The organism is Flavihumibacter sp. UBA7668 (assembly GCF_002483205.1).
Classification (GTDB): domain Bacteria; phylum Bacteroidota; class Bacteroidia; order Chitinophagales; family Chitinophagaceae; genus Flavihumibacter.
This window is the reverse complement of sequence record NZ_DLHM01000004.1, coordinates 785,487-811,167: the sequence shown is the minus strand read 5'-3', so window position 1 is coordinate 811,167 and position 25,681 is coordinate 785,487. Positions and strand designations below refer to the sequence as shown.

At 43.4% G+C, this 25,681-nt stretch carries 20 protein-coding genes; 4 read left to right on the top strand and 16 right to left on the bottom strand.

Translation table 11 applies throughout. The annotated features are described in order from the left end of the window. Nucleotides 1-14: 14 nt before the first annotated feature. From B2746_RS11445 to B2746_RS11430, 4 genes are read right to left on the bottom strand one after another with little or no spacing between them, the layout of a single operon-like run. Nucleotides 15-986: a helix-turn-helix transcriptional regulator gene (locus B2746_RS11445; RefSeq protein WP_290793753.1), complete on the bottom strand. Its 972-nt coding sequence runs from the start codon at nt 984-986 to the stop codon at nt 15-17. Continuing rightward, nucleotides 983-1,801, bottom strand: coding sequence for an aminotransferase class IV (locus B2746_RS11440; protein ID WP_290793750.1), 819 nt, complete (start codon nt 1,799-1,801; stop codon nt 983-985). Before B2746_RS11440 ends, B2746_RS11445 begins: the two co-directional genes overlap by 4 nt. Further along, a complete protein-coding gene (locus B2746_RS11435) occupies nt 1,798-2,973 on the bottom strand; it encodes a P1 family peptidase (protein ID WP_290793747.1) in 1,176 nt (391 codons plus the stop codon). The genes B2746_RS11440 and B2746_RS11435 overlap by 4 nt, the downstream gene beginning before the upstream one ends. A gap of 2 nt (nt 2,974-2,975) precedes the next feature. Next, on the bottom strand, nt 2,976-5,582 hold the full coding sequence (locus B2746_RS11430; protein ID WP_290793744.1) for an MGH1-like glycoside hydrolase domain-containing protein: 2,607 nt from the start codon (nt 5,580-5,582) through the stop codon (nt 2,976-2,978). Nucleotides 5,583-5,681: 99 nt separating this feature from the next. On the opposite strand from B2746_RS11430, the gene B2746_RS11425 reads away from it, so the two are divergent. Beyond that, complete coding sequence (locus B2746_RS11425) at nt 5,682-6,113, top strand: CBS domain-containing protein (RefSeq protein WP_290793741.1); 432 nt, start codon at nt 5,682-5,684, stop codon at nt 6,111-6,113. Nucleotides 6,114-6,863: 750 nt separating this feature from the next. Here the strand turns inward: B2746_RS11425 and B2746_RS11420 are convergent. From B2746_RS11420 to B2746_RS11395, 6 genes are all read right to left on the bottom strand, one after another. After that, nucleotides 6,864-8,975 (bottom strand): endonuclease MutS2, encoded by a 2,112-nt coding sequence (locus tag B2746_RS11420; RefSeq protein WP_290793738.1) that lies wholly within the window; start codon nt 8,973-8,975, stop codon nt 6,864-6,866. Nucleotides 8,976-9,035: 60 nt separating this feature from the next. Next, complete coding sequence (locus tag B2746_RS11415; RefSeq protein ID WP_290793734.1) at nt 9,036-10,415, bottom strand: sensor histidine kinase; 1,380 nt, start codon at nt 10,413-10,415, stop codon at nt 9,036-9,038. Between the two features lie 164 nt (nt 10,416-10,579). After that, on the bottom strand, nt 10,580-11,599 hold the full coding sequence (locus B2746_RS11410) for a rhodanese-related sulfurtransferase (RefSeq protein ID WP_290793731.1): 1,020 nt from the start codon (nt 11,597-11,599) through the stop codon (nt 10,580-10,582). An 80-nt stretch (nt 11,600-11,679) separates the two neighbouring features. Further along, nucleotides 11,680-14,148, bottom strand: coding sequence for a DUF5686 and carboxypeptidase regulatory-like domain-containing protein (locus B2746_RS11405; protein ID WP_290793728.1), 2,469 nt, complete (start codon nt 14,146-14,148; stop codon nt 11,680-11,682). 2 nt (nt 14,149-14,150) lie between these two features. Continuing rightward, the gene (locus B2746_RS11400) at nt 14,151-14,495 is read right to left on the bottom strand and encodes a hypothetical protein (protein WP_290793725.1); all 345 of its coding nucleotides are present in this window, start codon (nt 14,493-14,495) and stop codon (nt 14,151-14,153) included. Between the two features lie 18 nt (nt 14,496-14,513). Further along, nucleotides 14,514-16,979, bottom strand: coding sequence for a penicillin acylase family protein (locus B2746_RS11395; protein WP_290793722.1), 2,466 nt, complete (start codon nt 16,977-16,979; stop codon nt 14,514-14,516). Nucleotides 16,980-17,239: 260 nt separating this feature from the next. Between B2746_RS11395 and B2746_RS11390 the strand changes: the two genes are divergently transcribed. Both B2746_RS11390 and B2746_RS11385 read left to right on the top strand, forming a co-directional pair. Beyond that, nucleotides 17,240-17,854 carry a tRNA-(ms[2]io[6]A)-hydroxylase gene (locus tag B2746_RS11390; protein ID WP_290793719.1) on the top strand — a complete coding sequence of 205 codons (615 nt, stop codon included), beginning with the start codon at nt 17,240-17,242 and terminating at the stop codon, nt 17,852-17,854. Between the two features lie 12 nt (nt 17,855-17,866). Continuing rightward, nucleotides 17,867-18,397, top strand: coding sequence for a hypothetical protein (locus tag B2746_RS11385; protein WP_290793717.1), 531 nt, complete (start codon nt 17,867-17,869; stop codon nt 18,395-18,397). Here B2746_RS11385 and B2746_RS11380 read toward each other — a convergent pair. The 6 genes from B2746_RS11380 to B2746_RS11355 are packed head-to-tail and all read right to left on the bottom strand — an operon-like array spanning nt 18,370 to nt 24,690. After that, nucleotides 18,370-19,356, bottom strand: a complete 987-nt coding sequence (locus B2746_RS11380) for a GSCFA domain-containing protein (RefSeq protein WP_290793714.1) — start codon at nt 19,354-19,356, stop codon at nt 18,370-18,372. The genes B2746_RS11385 and B2746_RS11380 overlap by 28 nt on opposite strands. After that, a complete protein-coding gene (locus tag B2746_RS11375; protein WP_290793712.1) occupies nt 19,353-20,228 on the bottom strand; it encodes a hydroxymethylglutaryl-CoA lyase in 876 nt (291 codons plus the stop codon). Before B2746_RS11375 ends, B2746_RS11380 begins: the two co-directional genes overlap by 4 nt. A gap of 35 nt (nt 20,229-20,263) precedes the next feature. Then, nucleotides 20,264-21,043 (bottom strand): 23S rRNA (guanosine(2251)-2'-O)-methyltransferase RlmB, encoded by a 780-nt coding sequence (gene rlmB, locus B2746_RS11370; protein ID WP_290793709.1) that lies wholly within the window; start codon nt 21,041-21,043, stop codon nt 20,264-20,266. A 40-nt stretch (nt 21,044-21,083) separates the two neighbouring features. Continuing rightward, nucleotides 21,084-22,337: a methionine adenosyltransferase gene (metK, locus tag B2746_RS11365; RefSeq protein ID WP_290793705.1), complete on the bottom strand. Its 1,254-nt coding sequence runs from the start codon at nt 22,335-22,337 to the stop codon at nt 21,084-21,086. A 47-nt stretch (nt 22,338-22,384) separates the two neighbouring features. Beyond that, nucleotides 22,385-23,833: a DUF4270 family protein gene (locus tag B2746_RS11360; protein WP_290793702.1), complete on the bottom strand. Its 1,449-nt coding sequence runs from the start codon at nt 23,831-23,833 to the stop codon at nt 22,385-22,387. Nucleotides 23,834-23,877: 44 nt separating this feature from the next. Next, entirely contained in the window at nt 23,878-24,690 is an 813-nt protein-coding gene (locus tag B2746_RS11355) for a glycogen/starch synthase (RefSeq protein ID WP_290793699.1), read from the bottom strand. A gap of 88 nt (nt 24,691-24,778) precedes the next feature. Between B2746_RS11355 and panC the strand changes: the two genes are divergently transcribed. Beyond that, nucleotides 24,779-25,633, top strand: a complete 855-nt coding sequence (gene panC, locus B2746_RS11350) for a pantoate--beta-alanine ligase (RefSeq protein WP_290793696.1) — start codon at nt 24,779-24,781, stop codon at nt 25,631-25,633. The last annotated feature ends 48 nt before the right edge of the window (nt 25,634-25,681 follow it).

The window sequence follows — 25,681 nt, the reverse complement described above, 5'->3', positions numbered from 1 at the left end:
AAAACAGAGCATCCCTATTCGAAAGTACCTGAAACCGATTGTATTTTATCTACAACCGATTGCGCCAGTGCGGCCAGTTTTTCAATCAATTGGGCAGGCTGAGCTATGGTTACCACATCCCCAAACATAATTATCCATCTGGCGAAGCCCATCAGGGAGGGTGTCATGAACTGCAGTTCAAAACATTCACCCAGATCAGTTTCCCTAATTAGACCCATATAATATTTCTGATCGCCCAGATAATGAATGTATTTTTTGGGCAGTTGAATGACCACTTCCGTCAGCGGCAGGTCATTCTGCTCCTTTTGCAGATATTCCTGAAGGGTAATGTGTTTTTTGGAATAGGGTTCTTCAGAAATCTGCAGGTCAGAAATCCGATCCAGACGAAAATCCCTATAATCCTGCCGCATCCGGCAATAGGCAATCAGGTGCCATTGATTGCTCATAAAAAACAAGCCCAGGGGTTCAATCAACCGGCTGGTTTTTTCTCTTTTATAATTGGAGAAATATTGAATTTTTACGGATTTCCGGGAAGCCACACTTTTCAGAATAGTTTGCTGCAACCTTGAATCCGGTTCTGCAGCTGAAGTGGTAGTACACTGCCGAAATACCTCAATAAAACTTTCCACATTTTCCAGCAGGTCTTTTTCACTGGATCGAAGTACAGCCCTTACCTTATACATGGCCGACTGAAAGGAATCACGGGTTCCAGCATCCGTAAATTTTTCCACCAGTTTTTCTGCAGTGAGAAAGGAGAGCGCTTCTTCTTTAGTAAACATAACTGGTGGTAAGCGGTACCCTTCCATAATGGAATACCCCTGTCCTGCTTCCCCAATTACCGGCACTCCTGATTCTTCAATAGCTTTCACATCCCTGTAAACGGTACGTAAACTGATATTAAAGCGATCGGCTATTTCCTGGGCTTTGACCAGGCGGCGAGATTGCAGATGAATCAAAATAGCTGTCAGGCGATCAATTCGGTTCATGCCGGTAATAATTGAAGATATGCATCAAATAAAGTTCGGCTCAGTTCTCCTGTTTTACCAGTACCAATAAGATTGCCGTCTATAGCAAAGACAGGATGAACAATTTTTGTGGTACTGCTGATGAATGCTTCCCTCGCAGTTTTGAATTCATCCAGATGAACTGGCCTGATTTCAATAGGCATTAATGGCGCTGCCACCTGCAGCACTTTTTTTCTTGTAATACCATTTAATATTCCTTCAGCCGGAGTTGCCAGCACTCCCTGATCGGTGATGATGAAAACATTCGCTCTTGGACATTCACTGATCCATCCATGCTGATGATACAGCAATTCATTCGCTCCGGCTGCTTTTACTTTATCCTGTAAATAAACTGCCATCAGGTAGTCAATGCTTTTGATTTGTGGTAATTGTCGGATATGATTATGTGCAACCAGCTTCAGTCCGTTTTCAGAAATGGATCCCGGCAATTGAATGGACTGTCCGTTCATTATCAGGTTGGGCTGATCAATGGAATACCCGTCTGCTGCATATCCGGCAGTAAGTGTTAAACGGATCCCGGCTTCATACCACTGATTAAGCTGAATCAATTTTAAAATAGCGGTCGTTAGCTCCTGTTTTGTAACCGCAATCGGTAATCGAAGCTGACGCGCAGACTCCCAGAACCGATCCAGATGATCCTCGAGAAATATAGGCTGTCCGGCCATTATTTTAAAATAATCAAACATCCCATATGCCCGTTGAAGCGCCATATCCTGAATGCCGATGGAGGCAGCTTCCGCAGCACAGAAATTTCCATTGATATATGCATAATTCATTTGAAAGCAGGGATTTTTTTATGTTCAATTAATAAGGCTTTCAGTTTGAGAAGGGGGATAGATTCTACCGCGTGACCTTTAAAACCGGTTACCGGACCTGAAAGAAACAGGGAATTCAGAATGGCTTCTTCGGTTGACTCGATGGCAGCCATAAACAAAGGCGACATTGCGTCATTTCCCAGCACCTGAATCACTTGAACCCTGTCTTTGGGCTGATGGAAAACGCGATTCCCGCTGAATGTTGAGAACGCAAGCACATAATCACCACTTCCATTGGAGGCTATTCCACCTGTTTTCGCCAGTCCCATAAATGCCCGTTTAGCCAGCCGTTCCAGATTTCTGCTATCAAGTGGTGCATCCGTAGCCACAACTATCATACAGGAGCCATCAACCCTGTTTTGCAAATGATTGCTAAAGGAGAACTGTTTCCAGATTTCCCCCACCGGCACACCATCAATCTGCAATACACCACCAAAATTGCTTTGTACTAATACTCCAACCGTATAACCACCCAAACTTGCCGGCAATTTTCTTGAAGCCGTTCCAATTCCTCCTTTATAATTAAAACAAACCGTTCCGGTACCTGCACCTACACTGCCCTGTTCTATTTTCCCTGATGCAGCCGTTGAAATCGCCTGTATTACATCCGACTTTTGTACATGCATTCCGCGGATATCATTCAGCCAGCCATCATTGGTTTCACCAACCACCGCATTGACTGATTGCACCCCTTCATTACCGGATTGTTTCAGTGTATATTCAACCACCGCCTCCATTGCCACAGGAACACTTAAAGTATTGGTTAGTGCAATGGGGGTTTCAAGATTGCCCAATTCCATCAACTGTGTAGTACCTGCCAGCTTTCCAAACCCATTTCCTACAAAAACGGCAGCAGGTACTTTTTCCTGAAAAAGATTTCCGTCATGGGGCAATATAACGGTGACACCTGTGCGAACCGAATCTCCTTTTAGTAAGGTGCGATGACCCACTTTCACACCTGCCACATCAGTAATGGCATTCCATTTCCCGGGTTCCATCACACCAACCTGAAGCCCAAGCTGCCGGGCTGACAGAGGTTCAAAAACAGCGCCTTCTTTTTTGACCTGTGCAGAGAGCTTCGCTTCAGCAAAAAAACAGCCTGCTATCAGGAAAATCTGACTAAATCGTTTCATTGTTAACCATGTCTCGGATGTAATAATTTTGAAACCAGACCGGTCCAGCCAGTTTGGTGGGATGCCCCCGCTCCTCTTCCATTATCACCATGAAAATATTCGTAGAAAAGGATATAATCTTTAAAATAGGGATCTTTTTGAAGGATTTCATAATGGCCAAAAACCGCCCTTCTTCCCTGTTCATCGGTCCGGAATAATTTCAATAATCTTTTTGAAAGTTCATCTGCCACCTGATCGAGGGTCATAAATTTTCCGCTGCCGGTTGGATATTCCACTTTCAATGCATCCCCATAATAAAAATGATAGCGCTGCAGAGATTCAATTAAAAGGTAATTCATGGGAAACCAGATAGGTCCCCGCCAGTTGGAATTACCGCCAAACATACTGCTATCAGATTCTGCCGGAAGATACTTTACACCAAATCGATTCCCGTCTACTTTTATTTCATAGGGATGTTCTTCGTGGTATTTTGAGAGGGCTCTCAGCCCATATTCACTAAGAAATTCTGATTCATCCAGCAGACGGGTAAGAATTGCTACCAGTTTATCCGCACGAATCAGCGATAAGAGGTGTTTTGAATTTGAGAGCATATTCGACCATTCAGAAATCACTGATGCATAGGAGGATTTATGCTTGAGAAACCATTCCATCCGTTCAACAAATTCAGGAATCTGCTCAAACAATTCGTGTTCGATAACTTCTACGGCAAAAAGTGGAATGATACCCACCATGGAACGCACCCGAAGTTTTTGCTCTGATCCATCCGGTTTTTTTAACACATCATAAAAGAACTGATCATCCTCATCCCATAAACCATTTCCTTTTTCTCCGAAACTGTTCATGGCTTTCGCGATATAGACAAAATGTTCAAAGAATTTGGTAGCCATATCGGCATACACATGGTTATGTTTAGCCAGCTCAAGCGAAATGCGTAACAGATTCAGGCAATACATAGCCATCCAGGAAGTACCATCGCTCTGTTCCAGGTGTCCGCCGCCTGGTAAGGGTGCACTGCGATCAAAAACGCCGATATTATCCAATCCAAGGAAACCTCCCTGAAAGATATTATTACCATCATGGTCTTTTCGGTTAACCCACCAGGTGAAATTCAGCAATAATTTATGATAGACCGATTCCAGAAACTGCAAATCGCCCTTACCCCCATTATTGATTTTATCAATTTCATATACCCGCCAGGTAGCCCATGCATGCACAGGCGGATTTACATCCCCCAGATTCCATTCATAGGCCGGGAATTGACCATTTGGATGCATATACCATTCCTTGGTAAGTAAAACCAGTTGACTTTTGGTAAATGCAGGATCAAGATAGGCCAGTGGTATGCAGTGAAAAGCCAGATCCCATGCCGCATACCAGGGATATTCCCATTTATCCGGCATAGAAATTATATCGGCATTATTGAGGTGGGCCCAGTCATTGTTTCTTCCCCAGGCGCGGTTATGTGGTGCTGGTTTATTCGGATCACCCTGCATCCACTGCTCTACATCGTAATAATAAAACTGTTTACTCCATAACATACCGGCAAAAGCCTGCCGCTGGATCATACGATCCTCCTGGTTATGAACCACCCGTTGTTTGTCTGCATAAAAAGCATCCGCCTCTGCCATCCGCTGCCAGAAAATGGCATCATAATCATGAAACGGATAGTCCAGTGCATCTTTGCTGAGTCGCAACTGAACTGTGATGGTTTCTCCAGCCCGAACCATGAGGTTATAATGGGCTGCTGCCTTGGTGCCTGTTTTATTCTTGTTGACTACGGTACGTTTGCGCTGTACGATATAATCATTGATCCCATCCTTGGCTGTTGGCTGAATGCCTTTTTTGCCATAAAGCCGCTTGGCATTGGTTTCGTTTTCGCAAAACAGCAATTCAGGATTACCATTGCAATAGAGATGATACTTACCCAATTTCTTGTGTTCTGATACGATAGTGGAACCTTCTGCATGCATTTCCGGTTTATAATCATCCCTGCCCCAGGACCAGGTATTGCGAAACCAGATAGTTGGCAACAAAGAAATGGCCGCTGCTTCTTTATGGCGATTGGCAACTGAAATTTTGATCAGAATATCTGTTGGGCCAGCCTTTGCATATTCCAGAAATACATCAAAATAATCGCCGTTGTCAAAAATTCCGGTATCCAGTAATTCGTATTCGGCTTCCTCCCTGCTGCGGCGATCATTTTCCGCATAGAGCTGGTCATATGGAAATGCCTGCTGCGGATATTTGTACAGCATCTTCATGTATGAATGCGTGGGAGTGGAATCAAGGTAATAATAGAGTTCCTTTACATCCTCTCCATGGTTGCCACGCGGACCGGTTAATCCAAACAGCCGTTCCTTTATCCAGGGATCTTTTTTATTCCAGAGGCCAAGGGAAAAGCAAAGTGATTGATGGTGATCCGAGATTCCACCAATTCCATCCTCTCCCCAGCGGTAGGCATAAGATCGGGCCATATCATAGGTTACATATTCCCAGGTATTACCATCCTCGCTGTAGTCTTCCCGCACCGTACCCCATTGACGATCAGATACATAAGGTCCCCACTTTTTCCACTTAGGGTCGTTTATTCGCTGCTGCTCTACATTCATCTCTTGCTGTTTCGGTTCGGGGGTAAAGATAAGGACTCAGGGGCTTTTCGCTTTTTTCAGAATAAATATGTAACTTAATCAGAACTCTAAAGTTTCAGTATGCAAAAAGTAGCAGACATCCTCGCCCGCAAGAACAGGCACCTGGTAAGTGTGGTTCCCAACACAACCGTTCTTGATGCGCTCAAAATTATGAGCGATCATAATATCGGTTCCATTCTGGTTATTGATCCAGAGGGACAATACAGTGGCATCATGACAGAACGCGATTATGCGCGTAAAGTAATCCTGAAAGGAAAATCCTCCACTGATACGAAAGTGCATGATATCATGTCTACGGATTTGCCCCGTTTGAGTCCGGATAGCACGATCGACGACTGTATGCAGTTAATGTCGGCCAATAATATCCGCTATCTGCCTGTTTTCAACAATGATTACCTGGTGGGGATTGTATCGGTGAATGACGTGATCAAATCAATTATTGCAAACCAGCAGGAAACGATTTCGCATCTGCAATCCTATATTCACTCTTGAGGAAGTAAAAAGTCAAAAGTAGAAAGTAAAAAGTGGGCGATCTGATAATTTGGACGAGCAGATAATTTGAAACACCCCCTAATCGTACATATTGCGATTTGTTCGGTCTGGCTGTTTTGCACAGCAGCCCGGGGGGTACCTTTAGTTCCGCAATGCCGATGATGTATGTCACCCGCTGCACACCCATGACGCTATTTCTGCATGGAATAGTTGAAAAAAAAGAATTTTATTTCTTTTATAGGATTTTCAAAACCTACTACGAAGAACCCGCCTTCACTGCTCTTCTGGCTGTATTCATTATTTTTTGCCTGTACCTGCTTTCAATACATAAAATACTTTTTCATCTTGGTTATGTGAGCAAACTGCCGGTTTTTTCCATCGGGTAAACGTCTGGCAATAATTGATAGATTTAATAAAAAAGATGACTTTTTTTCAGTTGGCTCGATTTTTATTTTTATTGCGCTTGTTGGTTTACCAATTTTTCTGATTGCCTACTTTTTATGTAAATAGTAGTTAAATAAAGTGGACAGCATATAATATTAATATTGTTATTTGTCGTTCTATATTGTTTCTATATCGATTCTATATCGTTTGTTCGTCGTTTCTATATCCTTTCTTTATCGATCCATTATTGTTTCTCTATCCTTTCTGGCTCTTAGACGGCTCCATTCTATTCTCTCCTTCATTTACCCGTCGGAAAAATGCCTCCCACTTTTCCTTTTTTCCCTCTTTCTCCTTTTTCCCTTCCTCCTATGCCCCCCTTTCCTCCCTTTTCTCCTTCACTGTAACCAGATCCTTCAAATCAACCTGCATGGGCAGGAGGCCGATTTTTACAACGGCTCGTTTACCGCGTATCTCGATCACTTCGCCAACCTGGTGATTGCGTTTCATTTTCACTTTGCTGCCAACAACAATTTCGCCGGCCACTTCATCAAATTTGGATTCGATTTTTTTCTGCAGTTTATTCACCACTTTGTTCTCGTCTTTTTTAAATAAGAGGGAGAACATTTCCTTCATCACTTTTTCTTTGTCGTCTGTTTTTTTCCATTCGATCAGGATCTGTTTGATTTTCCGATCCATATCTTTAAGGTAGGTTATCCGGTCTTCCGTTACTTTATTCTGATGCTTTAAGATTTCCACCTGCTGGAGATGTTTCTCCTTATTCATAACCTGTTCCATCTCTTTTTTCAGGCGTTCATTTTCACGTAATAATTTGTTGAGTTCTTTCTCTTTCTGTTCCACTTCACGCAAATCCTGTTCGGTACGGTTCAACAGTTTATCCAAACGGAAATGATCCTCATCCACCATGCTTCTTGCACGATCAATCAATCGTTTATCCAGCCCAATTCTCTGTGCAATGGAAAATGTGTAGGAGGATCCGGGTTTGCCTATAATCAACTTATATAAGGGAAGGAGATTTTGTTCGTCGAATGCCATCGCCGCATTAATAATTCCCGGCGTTTTATTGGCCATCACTTTAAGGTTGAGGTAATGTGTGGTAACAATACCCATGGCATGTTTTCTCGCCAGTTCTTCCATGATCACTTCCGCAAAAGCTCCCCCTAAGTTTGGATCAGATCCACTACCCAGTTCATCAATAAAAAACAATGTTTTTCCATTAGCCACCTCCATGAAATGTTTCATGTTTTTGAGGTGCGAACTATAGGTACTCAATTCGAACTCCAGACTCTGGGTATCACCGATATGAATCAGAAGTTGTTTGAAAATCCCAAATATGGAGGAGGGATGTACAGGAACCAGCAATCCCGCCTGAACCATCATCTGGTTTAATCCAACGGTTTTCATGGTCACCGTTTTTCCACCGGCATTCGGTCCGCTTATAACCAGTACCCGGTTCTTTTCATCCAGAGTAAGACTTACGGGAATAGTAGGTTTCTGCGTTCGTTTGTTGTAAATGAACAGAAGAGGATGATAGGCTTTTACCAGATGGATATGCGCTTTGTCCACCACTACCGGATATTCACCATTGTAGTCCTCGGCAAACCGGGCTTTGGACCGAATAAAATCATATTCTCCGCAGATCTCCAGATAGGTTTTTAATAATTCAGCATGGGTGGATAAATGGGCGGTAAGGGTACGAAGTATTCGGTAAACTTCCCTGCTTTCTTCATTTTCGAGTGAATACACTTCATTATTCAGTTCGATGGTTTCTTCCGGTTCAATAAAGGCTGTTTTTCGGGTATCACTCTCTCCATGCAAAATCCCCTTTATCAGACGTTTCTGTTCTGCAAAAATGGCTACCACCCGCCGGCCATTGAGGAAAGATTCTTCAATATCTGCCAGATATCCCTGCTTATTGAGTTTTTGAATTACCCGTTCGAACACCCTGCGCAGATCAGCTCTTTTTTTATACAGACTGATCCGGATCCGCCGCAGATCTTCCGATGCATGATCCAGCACGTTTCCATTCTCATCCAAAACTTCCTGGATGGAAGCCTGAATCGCTTTTTCATAATAACTGCCTTCAATTACCTTCACCAGTCCGGGATAAATTTCCCTTCTCTCCTTATCAAACCACCGGAAGATTCGCTCCATATTCTCCGCCAGTTTGCGGATTTCAACAAATTGCTCGCCTGATAAAACAGCGCCGGGAATACCTAAAAGTTTAAGCTCCTTCGCCAGATTTAGGACAAAATCGTTGGGAAAATAAAGGCTGTTCTGCAGCAGAGTCCTGAACTCATGCGTTTGCCTGAGTTCGGTTTCAATAAAACTTAGCCGGGTATGAATCCTGAGTTCTTTCGCCTTCAAACGGGCATATTCTGTTTTGCAATGCGCTTCTAAAAGGGTCTTGATTTTTTCAAACTCCAGTTGAACTACCGCCGATTCTGGAAACAATTTCATAGTCTGATCTTCCGGAGGCCCTTTCCGGCCTCAGCCGGGCAAAGTTAGGGGATTCTACTTTCACCCGACCGGTGCCACCCGACCGGTGCCACCGGTCGGGTGAAAGTGTTTAGGAAGAGTGAAGCGAAATTCGCTGCCTTCGCCCAGTTGGGAATGGATGGATAACCAGCCGCCATTGCGATGGAGATACTCCCGGCACAACATCAAACCGATGCCTGTACCCGCTTCATTATTGGTTCCCTGCGTCGTAAAAAAGGAATTTTCTTCCAGTTTCTCCAGGGTTTCGGGCGACATCCCCTTCCCATTATCTTTTACATATATTTCAATATGACTGTCAAGCTCACGTGATCCGATTTCCACCAATCCATTCTCCGGAGTGAATTTCAACGCATTGGATATCAAATTTCGCAGAACCATTTGCGTCATATCCTTATCTGCCCAAACCAGTTCTTCCTTTTTCAGTTCATTCCGTACTTCGATGGATTTACTACTGGCCTGCAAACGTACCAGTCCAACTACTTCCTGTGTCAACAATGCCATATTTAATTCTTCCGGATGGGTTGCAGCAGATTGCAACTGACTTTTCGCCCATTGCAATAAATTTTCCATCAGATTGGTGGTGAATTGCATTTCCTGATTGATATCCGGAATCATCATTTTCACTTCCTCTGCCGGCAGATCATATTGTTCAATATTGCGGAAAAGATTCTTTAATGCATACATCGGCGTCCGAAGGTCATGTGCAATTACCGAGAATAATTTATTCTTGAGTGTATTCAGATCACTTAGCTGGGCCGACTGCTGCTCCACCAGTTTCTTCTGCGCCTGTAATCGTTCATTGAATTGGATCAATTCAGCCTGATATCCGGTATTCTCTTTTTTGATCAGGTACAGCGCATAAAAAATAAAGAACAGCGCCAATAAATGATTTCCGATAAAGAAGGGATAATTCAGATTGGATAATTCCGTAGTATAGTCCCGCTTTAGGACATATACCACGATATAACAAAGCGCTGCGATGGCACCGCAAAAAATCGCCTGCCATAACTTCGGCAGAAAAAACACGGAAAGTACCCCGTATAATATGAAAAACAGCTCGATCCCCAAATCAAGATCAGCTGCATATACCATCGTACTCAGTACCGGGTAACAGGTAAAGTAAATCATCAGGGCTGTAATTGATTTTTGGTAAAAATTAAAAATCAACACAGCACCGCTAATAAATGCAGGGGAACAGGCAACTATCCAGGCAATCAGTGGAAGTTCATCATTATTCAGCAGGCCGGTTATAGGTAAAAAAATGCCGGTTAATAATCCCAACCAGTTGAGCCGGTTAAAGATGCGCATCTTGCGCACTTCTAAAGAATCTACCGGACTTTCTTCTACAACAACCCTTTCCTTTTGAATCCAGCCCGTTTTCAAAAACAACAAATTGATCATCGCACGGCGGTTTATTCGGTCTTTCAAAAGATCCCGAACTAATACAACGAAAATCAACCTCTTGTATTGCCCCCAACCACCCGTCGGGTGGAATGTCCGATTCACCCGGCGGGTGGCACCGGTCGGGTGAATTGTGGCGGGCCGCGCCCGCCGAACCAAGCGTATCAGCGCTTGCGAATGCGGGATTTGTTGAAGATATTCTGGTCCTTCATCACACCCTTGCGGAGTGCTTTCTGCTCCTCTTCGGGAAGATGAATCACCTCCTGGCAGGCTGAACTGCAGCAGCCATCGTATTTCTCTGCACAGGATTTGCATTGTATAAATAGCAGATGGCAGCCCTCATTAACACAGTTCGTATGATCATCAGCCGGCTCGCCGCATTGATGGCAACGAGCAATAATTTCTTCCGAAATCCGCTCCCCCAACCTGTTATCAAACACAAAATTCTTCCCCCTGAATTTATTCGGCAAGCCCTGCTCTTTGGCTTTATTGGCATACTGAATAATGCCTCCTTCCAGGTGAAAAACGTTCTTGAAGCCTTTATGTAACAGGTAGGCACTCGCTTTTTCACAACGAATCCCGCCCGTACAATACATGATGATATTCTTTTCCTTATCCGATTCCAACATTTCTACGGCCATCGGCAATTGTTCCCGAAATGTATCACTTGGTACTTCAATAGCCCGCTCAAAATGACCCACTTCATATTCATAATGATTGCGCATATCCACCACAATCGTTGCCGGGTCATCGGTAAGCGCATTAAAAGTTGCAGCATCCACATAACGGCCCTTATTCTGCATATCGAATGCCGGATCCTCAATGCCGTCTGCCACAATCTTCTCGCGCACTTTTATCTTCAGCACCCAGAAGGATTTTCCATCATCATCCACGGCAATATTCAGTCGAACACCATTTAACTGCTCAATACTGTACAAATAAACTCGAAAAGCATCAAAATTACCAGCTGGCACACTGATCTGTGCATTTATCCCTTCATGGGCAACATAAATCCGTCCAAATACTTTCAACGCATTCAGGTGCACATACAATTGATCCCTGAAAACCTGGGGATCCTCCATAAAAAAATATTGATAAAAGGAAATGGTGGTCCGGGGTTCGGTTTCCTCCATTAAACGACGCTTCAGCTCCTCCTGGGAGACTCTGTTGTGTAATACGGGCATTAAAATGAAATTTTAAGGACACTTGCCTTGTGAACAAAATTTCTGTAACGCCGCAAAGGTAAGAATTTCCCGAATCCGTCTTAATCATTTGACCCTATGGAAAAGCCCCGGATCGATAAACGGCCATATGTTCCGGAAAACCGGCCCTGATCAAAACGCATCACCAAATCCACCCGTAAAATTTTCAGAATATTTTCCAGACCAATTAGTACCTCTCCATAATGGCGATTTCCATCCAGCCAGAGCGCATTCACCCCTCCCACCAAAAACCAGTTCAATTGCCGGAAACCCGGAATTTTATTGGTCAGTAATCCATTCAGATGGTGCTCCACATGTCCCTCCATCCACAAACGGGAATTCGTACTGAACTTGTAATAAGGTAAGGCCTGAAAACTACTCATATATGGATTGGCAAACATCAACTGATTGCCATTAAAATGTTTGAAATCCGGCACCTGAACAGCATCTCTTTGCAAAAATCCACCTACCAATACGGAATATTGAAACTGCCCTCCAATTTTCAGATTCAGGTCATCCCGGATACCCGATTCCCATTTCAGATAATCCACATCCGATCCAAAAATCCCCTTCCAACCCTTTGTTATCCCCAATGACATGGAGGGGTATTTTGAACCCAGATTCAATTTTCGATCCGGAAACTCAACATATCGTAAACCCGGCTTCCATGTTATGCTGATATCTGTACTAAATGCCTGGTGGGCTTCCATTGGAACCGTCAATAAGGACCCCGGTAAATTTGGAGAAAACACCCGATCCTTATGATCTCTCCATTTATAATCAGTAGTATTATTCACCGACCATCGATCCTGGTACTGCAATCCGCCAGAAACAACAAATCCATTATTCAATTCTTTTCGATATTGCAGCTTTCCATACCAAGCCTCATACAATTTCATATAATTCAACTCTCTTACCAGGGTGGCAAAACTATTAACCAGCGGTCCAACTGGTGCTTCGTTGTTAAATTGAAAAACATATTTACCGCCACTGAAGCTTAAACTGGATGCATTGCGGGTTCCAAAATTATAGGTACCCTGCAATCTTGCATTCAAATGCCCGTTCGAAAAACCATATCGTATAGTAGGCTTAAGGCTGATACTTTTTCCTGCATTAAGGGAGTCCAGCCGTTTATTCCAAACGCCCGATACCGCCAGTGCCAATCCCTCCACTGTATTATAACTTACCGATTGCAACAGGGAGTTCACACTGATCGTTACCCGTTTTTTCTGTACACTGAAACTTTCACCGGTCAATAATAATGCTGTTATGGAAACCTTGTTCCGGATCCGGTCAAGCGAATCAAGATAACGGGGATCCTTTCGCGCCTGTTCCAGACTGTCTTTTCTGCGATAATCAATAATTTCTTCCGGCTGTAATGGCAGGGGCCGGATTGAATCCCAATAATCAATCGATTTTCGATTGGATCCCTCATTGTATTTCATTACAATATTGTTGAAAAACTTAGGTTCAAATCCGGGTTCCAGATTGAAATCAGAATAAACCGTTACAGAACTTCCAACAACATCAAAACCAAATCTTTTGATAGTGGGATAAAGCACCTGTTTACGAATCACCCACTGTTTATTTTCAAACGGTGCATATAATTGTTCCACCTGCAGTGTATCAAGAATCTCCATCTGAGATTCTTTCAACAGCTGCAATTGCAAACTGTGAATCCGCCAGTCATTTTCCGTAATCAATATAGTTCCCGAAAATACCGGCTCATATTTTCGTTTAGGGATAACCTTTATACGATTGATTTCAACCCCTTCTTCCCAAAAGCTGCCTTCATATTTATAGCGATAATAATGTAGTGCATTATTGGCAATTGGACTGATAAAACCCCGTTGGTTCAATCCCTGTACCACAATACTGTTCTGGTAAAAATTAATGATCCTCGGCAGGCTCAGCCCAAAAGAATTACTATTTCCACTAACCCTTGTAGACAACACTTCCAGCTTATCCAGCCCTGGCCCTTTTACCGAATAATTGGAGACCGTTTCCGACAAATACAGAATCTTCTTTTTACTGGTATCTCCATCCTCAAAATCAACTTTTTGGCCCAGAAATCTGGTCGGAAAGTCACGCAGTTGCAATTGCTCCTTTGTATACACCTTACATTGAAATCCGCTCAACTCTTCCAGGTGTTCTTTTCTTTTTTTAATGGCATTCCGTATAATTTCATAAGCGGGATCCTCCGCCCCCGGTTTAACCACTACTTCCTTTAGTGAAGCCTGTTGCAACTGTAATATAAAATCTGCCTGAACCCGACCAGTCCCTACCTCAACTTTCAGTTCCTGTTTTGTATAGCCAACATGTTGGGCTACCAGCGTATACATTCCTTCCGGTAAATTCAATTGATAATATCCATTCACTCCTGAAGTGGTACCCTGTTGGCCGTTTTTATTATAGACAGAGGCATAGGGCAATGGTTTCCCATTTTCATCCTTCACATATCCACTTACCATACCTGCATGAAGCAGACCCTGCTGCAACAGCAATAGAAAAACCAATAAAATTTTCTGCATATTTATACCATCTTCCTGGCTAGACTACCTGTTAATGCTGCTAATCCGGCAACCAATGCACCTATGCACCCGGTAACCAAAATTAACAGTACCGGATTTTCGATGTTCAGGATAAGCATAGAAATTTTGTTCGCCAGAATTCCTTCATTTGCTGCATTGATCAACCAGGCATGAACACTCCACAACAAAAATAAGGCTATAAACCCTGAAAGAAACGCTTTCCATCCTGCCTGATGAATGGCAATGGCAACAATGAACGAACCAATTGCTATGCTCCACCAGGGTAAATATAACCCGAGTACAAAACTTAACAGTGCTGTGAGTATCGTAGAAATGATAAATTTCATGTTAAAGTTGTTTTCTTACTAACCCTTACGGAATTCCATCGTCCACCTGATTTTTGGATCACTGGTTTCTCCACGCTTCATAAATAGTAAACGGTGATGCTTACCCGCAGCCCAGTCATTCACAAAATTATCATAGTATTTACTACCCGGATTACCGCTTTGTCCGCCTGGATAGATTCCATAGGCCTCAATCTCATCCGTCATATGAATCACCATCCGCCAGCTTTGTCCATGATCTGCTGTAGTCGCATTAATAACTCCCTTACCGCCACCAATCGGAAGGTTCGACCGGTTAAAGGGCTGTATAACTTTCAACAGATGATTCACACCTGTTGCTTTTACTTTTTCCCAGGCCAACCCGTTTTTAGCAGCCAGCTTATCCAATGAATCAGATACTAAATTGAGGGAGGAGGCAAGGATATCTTCCAGTTGCTCCTTCGTTTCAGTATTGATATTATCTGTGAAAGAATAAACCGAATCCCGCAGGAGGCTTTCCAACAGTGTAAATTCTGATGGCCAGGGCATGGGCAGATCGCTTTCTGCAAATTCATCATCCCAGATGGAATGCTGCAATTGCTGCCACCAGAAATCAAATACCGTTGCCCCTTCTGATCCCGGCTCATACCGCAAATTCCATTTCCTGAAAATCTCGAGGTATTTTCTGCCAGATTCAGTAAGGCTGGCGGGATTTGTTCTCAATAATAAAGGTCTTGCAAACTCGGCTTTAACAACATAATCGTTCATCTGCATTTCCATCATTTGCTCCGGACGAATACCCTGCATGGAGTCTAGCAGGCGATTGATCATATAGCCTCTGTAAATAGGAAACTCCGTACCAGTATAATAGGGATAGCTTCCATCCACCGCCAATTGATTGGCGCTGCTTACATAATTCCGCTCCGGATTTATCATACGCGGATTTTCCTCCACAGGAATCATCCCTCTCCACATATAGGAACTATCTGTTCCCCGCATAATAAAATCACCCTGCCGGCGCCATTTGGCCGGAAACACTCCCTGCTGGGTAAGGGCAATATCACCTGTTTTAGAAGCAAAAATGCAATTTTGACCCGGACAGGTCAGGTATTTAATCGCTTCCTGGTAATCTGCCAGGTTTTTAGCATGATTGAGTTCATAAAAAGCACGGCCATCATTGCTCGGATCATGCGCCTTCCATCGTACTGCCAGGTACCGGATGGTCTGGTCATCAATTTTGTACTTTTCATCATACATGACCGGACCAAATAAAGTATAGGAAACCGTATCAAGTAAATCAGGTTCGCCTTTTATTTTGATAATTTCCACCCGCTTCTCCGCAGGTTTCCATTCTCCATTGAACCAATAGGCCGCCTTATTTTCATCCTGAAATTTAATTTCATAATAATCCTTTACATCTCTTCCTGCATTGGTAAATCCAAAAGAAATATCCTCATTAAACCCTATTATTACATTGGGTGATCCAGGAAACGTAACACCGTAGGCACTGAATTCCGGTGTCGTTAACTGCATTTCAAACCAGAGCGATGGAAGGTTCAATCCAAGGTGCGGATCATTGCTTAGAATAGGCCTGCCGGAAGCAGTTTTTGCACCGGAAACAGCCCAGTTATTACTTCCGTTTTCCGGATTCGGCTCATTCTCCGGAATAACAGAAGCTATAGCTGAATCACCCTGAAAAGAAAAATAAAGTGAATCCACATCTGCCGGAGGATCCAGATTTAAAGCAGGTGCCAGCGGATAGGGCTGCTGCAATGTATTTGGAATAACCGGCTTCAGCGAATCTGCCAGAAAATAATACAACTGCTCAAAATCCATCTGAGAAAAATTGCTTCTGGCATTGGTGAATTCCAAATCCGATTCTGACCCTGCCAGATCATAACTCATATACTTGAGAAATAGTGCCGTTTTAAGAGTTGACCATTTCTCCGGAAAATAGCCCAGTAATTTATATTCAATCGGCAATTCTGAAATGGTAAGCTGATCAATATAGGCATTTACTCCTTTGGCATAGGCTTCATACTGCCCAAGTGATTCGGGCGACTTCTCCACCTCTTTAACAGACTGTTCAGCAGCATAAACCATTCCCAGCCTTCGCATACTACGGTCATAATTCAGGATTCTGCCATCCGGACCGGCACCTAGAATTTCGCTTATTCGTCCGGCTGCTGCATGCGTCTGAAACTCCATCTGCCAGAGGCGAAATTTTGCATGCAGAAATCCCTGAACAAAATATAGATCGGCTTCATTCTGTGCCACCACATGGGGTACCAGCCGATCATCCATATATACTGAAACCGGAGCCAATAGCTCAGGAAAAGAATAAGTCAGGTTAAAGGATTGCTCCACCGGTTCTGCATTCTGCCAGATTCCATGCTGGGGACTCAATAATTTCCCTAATGGGGCAGGCAGTACCTGCCTGCTATCCAGCGTATAAACAAGTCCGATAGTAGCCAGCGCTGCGGCGGCAAAACTCAGGTATCTCCTCATAGAGCGCAAGGTTAATATGCGCTAAAAATAATATTAATTTCTATTTAACAGTGTTTAAGCTAACCAAGTCTCGAATTTGTTGTCAAATACGTATGAAAAGCAGGACAATCATATCATCTTTAAAGGCTAAACATCTCCTGGGTTTTTTATTCATGTTATTACTCATGCTGATGCTCATTAAATAACCGGATAGCTTAAGCCAGTGCCATTCCCTATTTTTGCGGACAGCATACCTGCTGTCATCAAATTTTGCCCGGGATATGGAAGAAGAAATTTCATCAGAAGTCAAAAATATACTTGGACTGCAATTACCCACTGACCCCAGATGGGTGGATCTGGCAGCCATCTCGATTGGAGATATACTAACCGATCATGCCTATTGCGAACAAAAAGCTGCCACTACCTGCATTTCATTGATTCAACGGTACTCAGATAAATCCCTGCTCGTAAAAGAACTCGCTCCTATTGTTACCGAAGAATGGGGCCATTTTCGGCTGGTTCTGCAGGAATTGGAAAAAAGAGGAGAATCGCTCGGTAAGCAGCGCAAAGATGAATACGTCAACCACCTTATCAATTTCCAGCATAAGGGCGGACATGAAGATCAACGTTTTCTTGATCGCCTGCTAACCATGGCAATGATTGAAGCCCGCAGTTGCGAACGATTTAAACGGTTGAGCGAGGGTTTACAGGATGATTACCTCCGCAAATTCTACCGCCGCTTTATGGAAAGTGAAGCCGGTCATTACAAATTATTCATTGAACTGGCTGAACATTATATTGATAAAAATATTGTTCGGAAACGCTGGGCTGAATGGCTGGAAGCAGAAACAATCATAATGCAGCAATTAACGGTAAGGGGCGACCGAATTCATTAACATCATCCAATTATGCAGGTACCTGAACCAAACTTTTCTCCAAATTTGATAATGGAAGAATTGGAAGCGGCTATTGTCCAGGCTCCCATCAAACGATTGTTAAAGGCAACGCATGTAATTGCCAGCTTGCGTGAAAGAAAAAAGTACCTGGAATTGTTTCGGCCATTCCTGAACCAGAACTCAATACCTGGAAAACACTTCGCCGATTTGGGCAATTCACTGCGAACTACTGCCTGCACTGAAAACGTTGAAAGCAGAGAATGGGAAAAAATAGACCTGAATAAATCCGTTTATAATTCAATTCTTCATGCCCATCTTGAAAATGCGGCTGAGCTCCTCTCAGAAAAAGAAATAAAACTCCTGCGCTGTTCCGGTTTACTGCTTACCTACCTGCAGACAATCCATTTCACAACCGATTATCTGAATAAGGATATTTACTACAAAACGAAGGATACCGATCACAACCTGCACCGGGCATTTAATCAGTTGATTTTGTTGGAGAAAATGGAAGCTGTTCAGCCCTTGCCGCATGATTGGAAATAAGCCAGTTCTTCTGAAAAATCAAGGTAGGGATATGCCTGCTGCAAGTCGCTTGTTTTTTGTGCAAAACTCTGAATAAAATTTTTATGTGCCTGCGTTTGCGGTTGAAAAGCAGTATGCTTACGGGCAATCACAATGGGTTGAATTTTATCCATCAGCGCCTGTGCCTCGGGTTGTATATAATGCAACTTAAACTGATCCAGCACATAACTGGTTGCCTGATAATTGGGGTGTGCCAGATCTATATCATAAAACCGATAATCGCGCAGTACGTCAATCACCAGTTCATAAGCAGGAAAATAATGCAGCTTATTGAATTTGCCAACCAGGTGATGAACAGATTCCAGCAGCCTGGCCTTGCTCCTGTTGTTTTCAACAACACCATCTCTCAGATGCCGAACAGGACTAACGGTAAAGATTACCTGCAGCGAAGGATTGAATCGAAATAAACGGTGCAGGGTATTATCCAGGGCTGCAACCGTTTCATCAATCGTACACAAATGTTTGCGAAACCTGGGTGCTGGTACCCGATGGCAATTGGCAACGGTTATATCGCCCTCTGTTAACCTATAACAATAAGATGAACCAAGTGTAATGATCAGCCAGTTGGATCTTTTCAGAAAATCCGTTCCTTCCTGCCTCGATGCATTCATTCCCTCTAACACCTGCACCTTGTCCATCCCGGAAAAGCGTGAATGGTGTGTCCAGCTTTGCCAGAGTTCATTGTAATAGAATAGATCCTCTTCTTTATAGATCCTGCTTTCCATATAGCTGATCAGACTATTGCAAACGCTGATCGGATCGAATAAAATTCCATGAGGATTCTGAATCACACGATATTTCAGTTCCTTCAGTTTATTTCCAATATGTTCGGTAAAACAGGACCCGATCAGAAAAACCGGATCTTTATAACCAATTCCCGGTACCGGGCCCTTCAGCTGAATATCTGTCATCCATTTCATAGTACAACCGGAGAAAATACTTCTTTCGCCAGAAGTATTGATTTTTGCAAAGCGCCTTTATGAATACCTGTTTCAATTCCCATTGATTCCAGGTATTCAATAATAAATGCGGTGTCCATATTGCCCACCAGTGTATCGCCCGCCATAGGGCAGCCGCCAATACCTCTCAGGGCCCCGTCAAAGCGACGGCATCCGGCCTGAAAAGCTGCTTCCAGCTTTGCCCTTCGATTCTCTTCTTTTGCATGGAGATGTACTCCAATCTGAACGGTTGGTAATTCTTTAATCAGCTGACCCGTTAAACTGCTGATTTGTTCTGCTGTTGCCAATCCTACCGTATCTGCCAGAGAAATGATGGGCACACCAAGTGAAGCAATTTTTATTGCCCAGCCAATGACCAGGTCCTCCGACCAGGGGTCATCAAAAGGATTGCCAAATCCCATGGAAAGATAAATGACCAGTTCTTTCCCTTTCTGATGGCAGATAGCCTGAATTTCTTCCACCGTTTGAAAGGAATGTTTGATGGTGCTATTGGTATTTCGACGCTGAAAGGTTTCTGAAACAGAAAAAGGAAATCCAATGGAACGTATACTATCATAAGAAGCAGCATCCGTTGCTCCTCTTGTGTTGGCAACAATACCCAGCAATCCCGATTTGGTGGCACTCAGGTCCAGAGCTTCCAGCACCTCTTTAGTATCGGCCATTTGTGGAATGGCCTTCGGTGAAACAAAGCTGCCAAAATCAATTGTATGAAATCCCACATGCAACAATGCATTGATATAAGCCACTTTCTGGAAAGCCGGAATCAGTTGCGGCCATCCCTGCATGGCATCTCTCGGGCACTCGATTAATTGCAAGGTTTGATTGTTGGACATAGACAAGTATAGTACGCTAAATTCGCTTTTTTTAATCAATTCGGGCGGGTTCGCTGCCGCTGGGCTTCATACAGGATCATTCCGGTAGCAACCGATACATTGAGTGATTCAAATCCAGCCAGCATGGGTATGCGGAAAACACCATCGGCAATTTTCATTAAGGCCGGATAAATTCCCTTATCCTCGCTTCCCATGATAACAGCTACGGGTTGTTTGAAATCACAGTCGTACACCAAACCGGTGGCCGTCATCTCACTGGCATACACACCAATTCCATTCAAATGAAGGGTATCAACGGCCTTCATCAAACTGTTAACCCGGCATACAGCAATTTTTTCCAGGGCGCCGGCCGAAGTTTGGATGGCATCTTCATTTAATGCTCCTACTCCTTTATCTGGTATAATGATGGCCTGGACGCCACAACAAAGGGCAGTTCTCGCAATCGCACCTATATTCCGTATATCGGTAATACCATCCAGTATAAGCAACAAGGGTGTTTCCCCTTTTTCAACAATAAAGCTGATGGTATCCTGCAAATCCTGGTATTGAATTTTAGCGATTAATCCAACGCAGCCTTCATGATCAGTTATATTAAAGCCATTCAGCTTTTCAACCGGTACTTTATTGATGGGTACCTGTTGGGCGGCTGCCAGTTTTTTGATTTCATCCACTTCCGGACCGTGCAGTGTTTGCATCAGATAAATCCGCTCCAGTTGCTTGCCCTCTTTAAGGGCAGTCAGCAGTTTGGATTTTCCGATTACAAGGCTTGATTTTTTCGGCCGGTTTTGTGGCTGAGAACGAAATGATTTCATCATGCAAAGTTAATTAAAAAGCCACCCGAAGGTGGCTTGCTTATTATTTCAGACCAAAGGCTTTTTTGACTTTGGAAACATAATCCAGCTTTTCCCAGGTAAAAAGCTCCACTTTCTTCCTGATTACCTTACCATCGGGCGATTTGAATTCTTTCTCCACGATTTCCGACTTACGCCCCATATGGCCATATGCAGCAGTTTCACTATAAATAGGAGAACGTAATTTCAATCGCTGCTCAATGAAATAAGGGCGCATATCAAATATGCCTTCTACTTTTTTGGCAATTTCACCATCGGTCAAATCCACTTTTGCCGTGCCATAGGTATTGATATAAATCCCCATTGGCTGGGCAACTCCAATAGCATAAGAAACCTGCACCAGTACTTCTTCACAAAGTCCGGCTGCTACCAGGTTCTTGGCAATATGACGGGTGGCATAGGCCGCAGACCGGTCAACTTTGGAAGGATCTTTCCCACTGAACGCACCACCACCATGTGCTCCTTTTCCACCATAGGTATCCACGATGATTTTACGGCCTGTTAAACCGGTATCACCATGCGGACCGCCAATCACAAACTTACCGGTTGGATTGATATGGTACTTGATTTTATCATTGAAAAGTTTGGCGTACTTTTTATATTTTGATTTGATGCGGGGTATCAGAATCTCAATCATGTCTTTTTTGATCTTGGCCAGCATTTTGGCTTCCGAATCAAAATCATCGTGTTGGGTGGAGATTACAATTGCATCAATGCGAACAGGTTTGTTGTTATCATCGTATTCCAGCGTCACCTGGCTTTTCGCATCCGGACGCAGGTACTTAATTTGTTTATTCTCCCGGCGAAGCGCAGCCAGTTCCTGCAGTAGTTTATGCGCCAGATCCAATGCCAGGGGCATGTAATCTTCTGTTTCATTGGTGGCATAGCCAAACATCATTCCCTGATCACCTGCACCCTGTTCTTCTTTTTTCTTGCGATCCACCCCCTGATTAATATCCGGAGATTGTTCATGAATGGCAGAAAACACCCCACAGGAATTGGCTTCAAACATGTATTCGCTTCTGGTATAGCCGATTTTCCGGATCACCCCACGTGCAATCTCCTGAACATCCAGATAGGCTTTTGATTTCACCTCACCGGCTAATACAACCTGTCCGGTTGTTACCAGGGTTTCACAAGCCACTTTTGATTGTGGATCAAAAGCCAGGAAATTATCAATCAGGGCATCAGAAATCTGATCGGCCACTTTATCAGGATGTCCTTCAGATACACTTTCAGAAGTGAATAAATACGGCATGGAATTACTTATTTAAAAAATTCGGAGCAAATATAACCGTCAAACCATTACAACTTGGAATAAACAAGGTAAAGCCTCAACTTTTTGGTGGGATGAGCACCTCCACCTACCACCACCCTGCCTGCGGCAATCCTATTGCTGATTTGCAATTCTGTCTGATTGGTACTGGACGGGGAAAGGACAGGTCTGGTAGAATAAGGAGCATATACACGCAGTGCAAAAGATTTTTCTTTCCGGGTAACTATCCCCTGAACGTAAGAGGAAAGGTCAAATTCAATTCGGTTATTATTCAGGAATCCGCCAAAAGTTGCCGGATCATAGAATAAGGGTCTGTTATTCTGAAGGAAAACCCATGAGTTTGGTATGGTCAGATATCGGAAGTTTGCACTATCCACTGCATCCAGGAAGAGTAAACCCGGAGCCGGGTAAGTAGCTTCCTCATTTCCCTCCAGTGTTTCCATAATCAGTGCTGCTTTATAAATCACTCTGTTATTCAATTCCTGTAATCCGGGAATCTTCAGCAAACTGTAGGATCCGGGCGTACTTTGTAAATAAAGTTCCTGCTGATTCACTGCACCATTCATCAGGGCGGTTTCATAGGGAGTGCCGGAAATAGCACGATGGATTATATTGGCATTCCCTCTGTTAGCATAGGCTGTATCGGAAGAATTAAATACAAATGTTGTAATGGTTGTGTCCGCAACTGCATTTCTGGTTCTACGATAGTGGAAAGAAATTTTTGTACCCTCTGCATCTGCAATATTGAAATAGGCCAGCCCTTTTTTGATAGCAGAACCTCCGTCCGGCACAATGGCGAGTCCCCTGAATTTGGTTTCGAAAATGGAATCACTTTGGTATTTGTATGCCGCCGTATCGATATTAATCAACTTCATTCCAAATTCATTTGTCAAGGGAATACGAAGCTCATTTACCGTTCTGATAGTGTCCTTAACTCTTATATAGGTTAAACTGTCGTTTAGCGCAGTATAAGGCACATTCAGCTTTTCTCCTATTTGCTGTGCCAGCTGAAAAGGCGGATGACTAATCAGGTAACCTGTAGAGGTATCAGTAAAGGGAGCCGTCTGATCAATTTCATACACTTTAAAGGACTGGACGGAGTTAGTATCACCATACACCGAGCTGTAACGAAGGGAAAGGATAACAGAATCAAGCCCGATTATACTGTCCGGCGATGATCCGAATGGATAACCTTTAAAATTGGAAGGTTCAAGTTGCAGGTAGATTTCCGCTGTGGTTTTACCGAAAATGGGATCTTCCATCAGTCCGAATGCATGCAAAGATCCTGAAGCGATGCGGGTACTATCCGGCATTTCAAATGCAGTGGTAATCACTTCCAATGTAGTATCAAAAACATTGACATTATCTACCGCTGGTATCAATCCGCCACCCAATTGCGTTGTTCGGATTTTGGTACAGGACTCAATAAGAAGTACAGTAGCGATTACAAAGGAAAGGCTATACAGAAGTTTCTTCACAAACAAACCGGTTAATTAGTCTTTAATAGTTGGGAGGCCAACGCTTACTTGGCAAGGTCGGTATACAGTTGTAAATAGTCTGTTAAATCAGACTCCGCATTGTATGCCAGTATTTTTTTACCCTTGGCTTTCGCAAACTCTTCGGCCAGTTTCTTCTCCACTTTTTCAGCGCCAAAAGTTACCGCATCCGCATAAGTTGCTCCTCCTTTGAACAGCGCAGAATTGTTACCGTCCTTAAACGGCTCCATATCCTTCTCCTTGATATTGGCATGAATGGCAGCTTGTTTCAGGAACTCATCACCCATATTTTCTTTAAATGTATTCTGGCCGATGGTATAAACTACCTTACTGTGACTGAAAACCGGCTCTTTTTTGTAGGCCGTTTTCAGATAGAGCGGAATCAATCCACTCATCCAGCCGCTACAATGAATGATATCCGGAGGCCAACCAAATTTCTTAACGGTTTCTAAAGCCCCCTTACAAAAGAAAATGGTGCGAAGGCTATTGTCTTCAAACCATTCTTCCTTTTCATCATGAAAAACAAATTTCCGTTTGAACAGATCTTCATTATCGAGAAAATAAACCTGTAAGCGGGCATTTGGTAAAGAAGCAACTTTGATCTGAAGAGGAAAATCATCGTTATCAACTGATACATTGATCCCCGACAGCCGAACCACTTCGTGTAACCGATGACGACGTTCATTGATCGTGCCAAACCTCGGCATTATACAACGTACTTCGAAACCATTGTCGTTCGATTTGATCGCCAGTCTGTTCACAATCTCTGAAAATTCTGTCAGCTCCAGGTACGGCGACATTTCGTTAGCAATGAATAAAATTCTTTTCTTTGTTGACATTTGATCGGTTACTATTGGTGAAAACCTTCTGTTTTTTCGTTCAAATAGTGTGCAAAGGTAGTATTTTTCCGCCTAAAACCCGCAATACATGATCCTTTTTAAGCAGGCAGCCAGCCTTCAGCAATATCTTCAGTCCATCCGGCAGGAAGGCGGCAGCATTGGTTTTGTTCCTACAATGGGAGCTTTGCACAAGGGGCATCTATCTCTTTTGGAAACTGCCGGCAAAGAGAACTCCCATGTTATTTGCAGCATATTTGTGAATCCCACCCAATTCAATGATCCGGCTGATTTCGAAAAATATCCAATTACACTGGAAAAAGATATTGAATTGTTGGAACAGGAAGGAGTAGATCTCTTATTTTTACCGTCAGTTCTTGAAATTTACCCAAATGGTACCCGCAATTTACCAACCTATGATATCGGTTTTCTGGAAACCATTCTGGAGGGACAGTACCGGCCGGGGCATTTTCAGGGCGTTTGTCAGGTAATGCATCGTTTACTGGACATAGTTCAGGCGGAGAATCTTTATATGGGACAAAAAGACTATCAACAGTGTATGGTTGTAGGCCGCCTGCTCCAGCTAACCGGCATTAATACCCGTCTGCATACCTGTGCCACCCTTCGTGAACCGGATGGCCTGGCGATGAGCAGTCGAAATGCCCGTCTCTCTCTATCGCAGCGGCAAACCGCGTTTACCATTTCTGATGTATTGAAAAATATTCAGGCAACCATTCAACCCGGTCCACTTTCCAGTTTGCTGGAATCCTCCAAACAAAAACTGGAACTGGCTGGTTTTAAAGTGGATTATATAGCCCTGGCCAATGCCCGGACGCTGGAACTCAAAGAGAACTGGGATGGGATGGAACAGCTGGTAACACTGGCTGCAGCTTATCTGGGTGAAGTCCGGCTTATTGATAATATGTTAATCCAATCCGAGAAGTAAACAAAATTCCTACCTTGCGAGCCGTTTTCATTGTTTCAAACACACAAA

Excerpts from the sequence above, each read along its gene's own strand:
- B2746_RS11400 (WP_290793725.1), bottom strand. The coding sequence starts at position 14,495 with ATGAAATTTATCATTTCTACGATACTCACAGCACTGTTAAGTTTTGTA.
- B2746_RS11410 (WP_290793731.1), bottom strand. The coding sequence starts at position 11,599 with ATGCCCGTATTACACAACAGAGTCTCCCAGGAGGAGCTGAAGCGTCGT.
- B2746_RS11390 (WP_290793719.1), top strand. The coding sequence starts at position 17,240 with ATGGAAGAAGAAATTTCATCAGAAGTCAAAAATATACTTGGACTGCAA.
- B2746_RS11420 (WP_290793738.1), bottom strand. The coding sequence starts at position 8,975 with ATGAAATTGTTTCCAGAATCGGCGGTAGTTCAACTGGAGTTTGAAAAA.
- B2746_RS11440 (WP_290793750.1), bottom strand. The coding sequence starts at position 1,801 with ATGAATTATGCATATATCAATGGAAATTTCTGTGCTGCGGAAGCTGCC.
- rlmB (WP_290793709.1), bottom strand. The coding sequence starts at position 21,043 with ATGATGAAATCATTTCGTTCTCAGCCACAAAACCGGCCGAAAAAATCA.
- B2746_RS11380 (WP_290793714.1), bottom strand. The coding sequence starts at position 19,356 with ATGAAATGGATGACAGATATTCAGCTGAAGGGCCCGGTACCGGGAATT.
- B2746_RS11435 (WP_290793747.1), bottom strand. The coding sequence starts at position 2,973 with ATGAAACGATTTAGTCAGATTTTCCTGATAGCAGGCTGTTTTTTTGCT.
- B2746_RS11430 (WP_290793744.1), bottom strand. The coding sequence starts at position 5,582 with ATGAATGTAGAGCAGCAGCGAATAAACGACCCTAAGTGGAAAAAGTGG.
- B2746_RS11395 (WP_290793722.1), bottom strand. The coding sequence starts at position 16,979 with ATGAGGAGATACCTGAGTTTTGCCGCCGCAGCGCTGGCTACTATCGGA.
- metK (WP_290793705.1), bottom strand. The coding sequence starts at position 22,337 with ATGCCGTATTTATTCACTTCTGAAAGTGTATCTGAAGGACATCCTGAT.
- B2746_RS11415 (WP_290793734.1), bottom strand. The coding sequence starts at position 10,415 with ATGATCAATTTGTTGTTTTTGAAAACGGGCTGGATTCAAAAGGAAAGG.
- B2746_RS11385 (WP_290793717.1), top strand. The coding sequence starts at position 17,867 with ATGCAGGTACCTGAACCAAACTTTTCTCCAAATTTGATAATGGAAGAA.
- B2746_RS11355 (WP_290793699.1), bottom strand. The coding sequence starts at position 24,690 with ATGTCAACAAAGAAAAGAATTTTATTCATTGCTAACGAAATGTCGCCG.
- B2746_RS11425 (WP_290793741.1), top strand. The coding sequence starts at position 5,682 with ATGCAAAAAGTAGCAGACATCCTCGCCCGCAAGAACAGGCACCTGGTA.
- B2746_RS11445 (WP_290793753.1), bottom strand. The coding sequence starts at position 986 with ATGAACCGAATTGATCGCCTGACAGCTATTTTGATTCATCTGCAATCT.
- B2746_RS11375 (WP_290793712.1), bottom strand. The coding sequence starts at position 20,228 with ATGTCCAACAATCAAACCTTGCAATTAATCGAGTGCCCGAGAGATGCC.
- panC (WP_290793696.1), top strand. The coding sequence starts at position 24,779 with ATGATCCTTTTTAAGCAGGCAGCCAGCCTTCAGCAATATCTTCAGTCC.
- B2746_RS11405 (WP_290793728.1), bottom strand. The coding sequence starts at position 14,148 with ATGCAGAAAATTTTATTGGTTTTTCTATTGCTGTTGCAGCAGGGTCTG.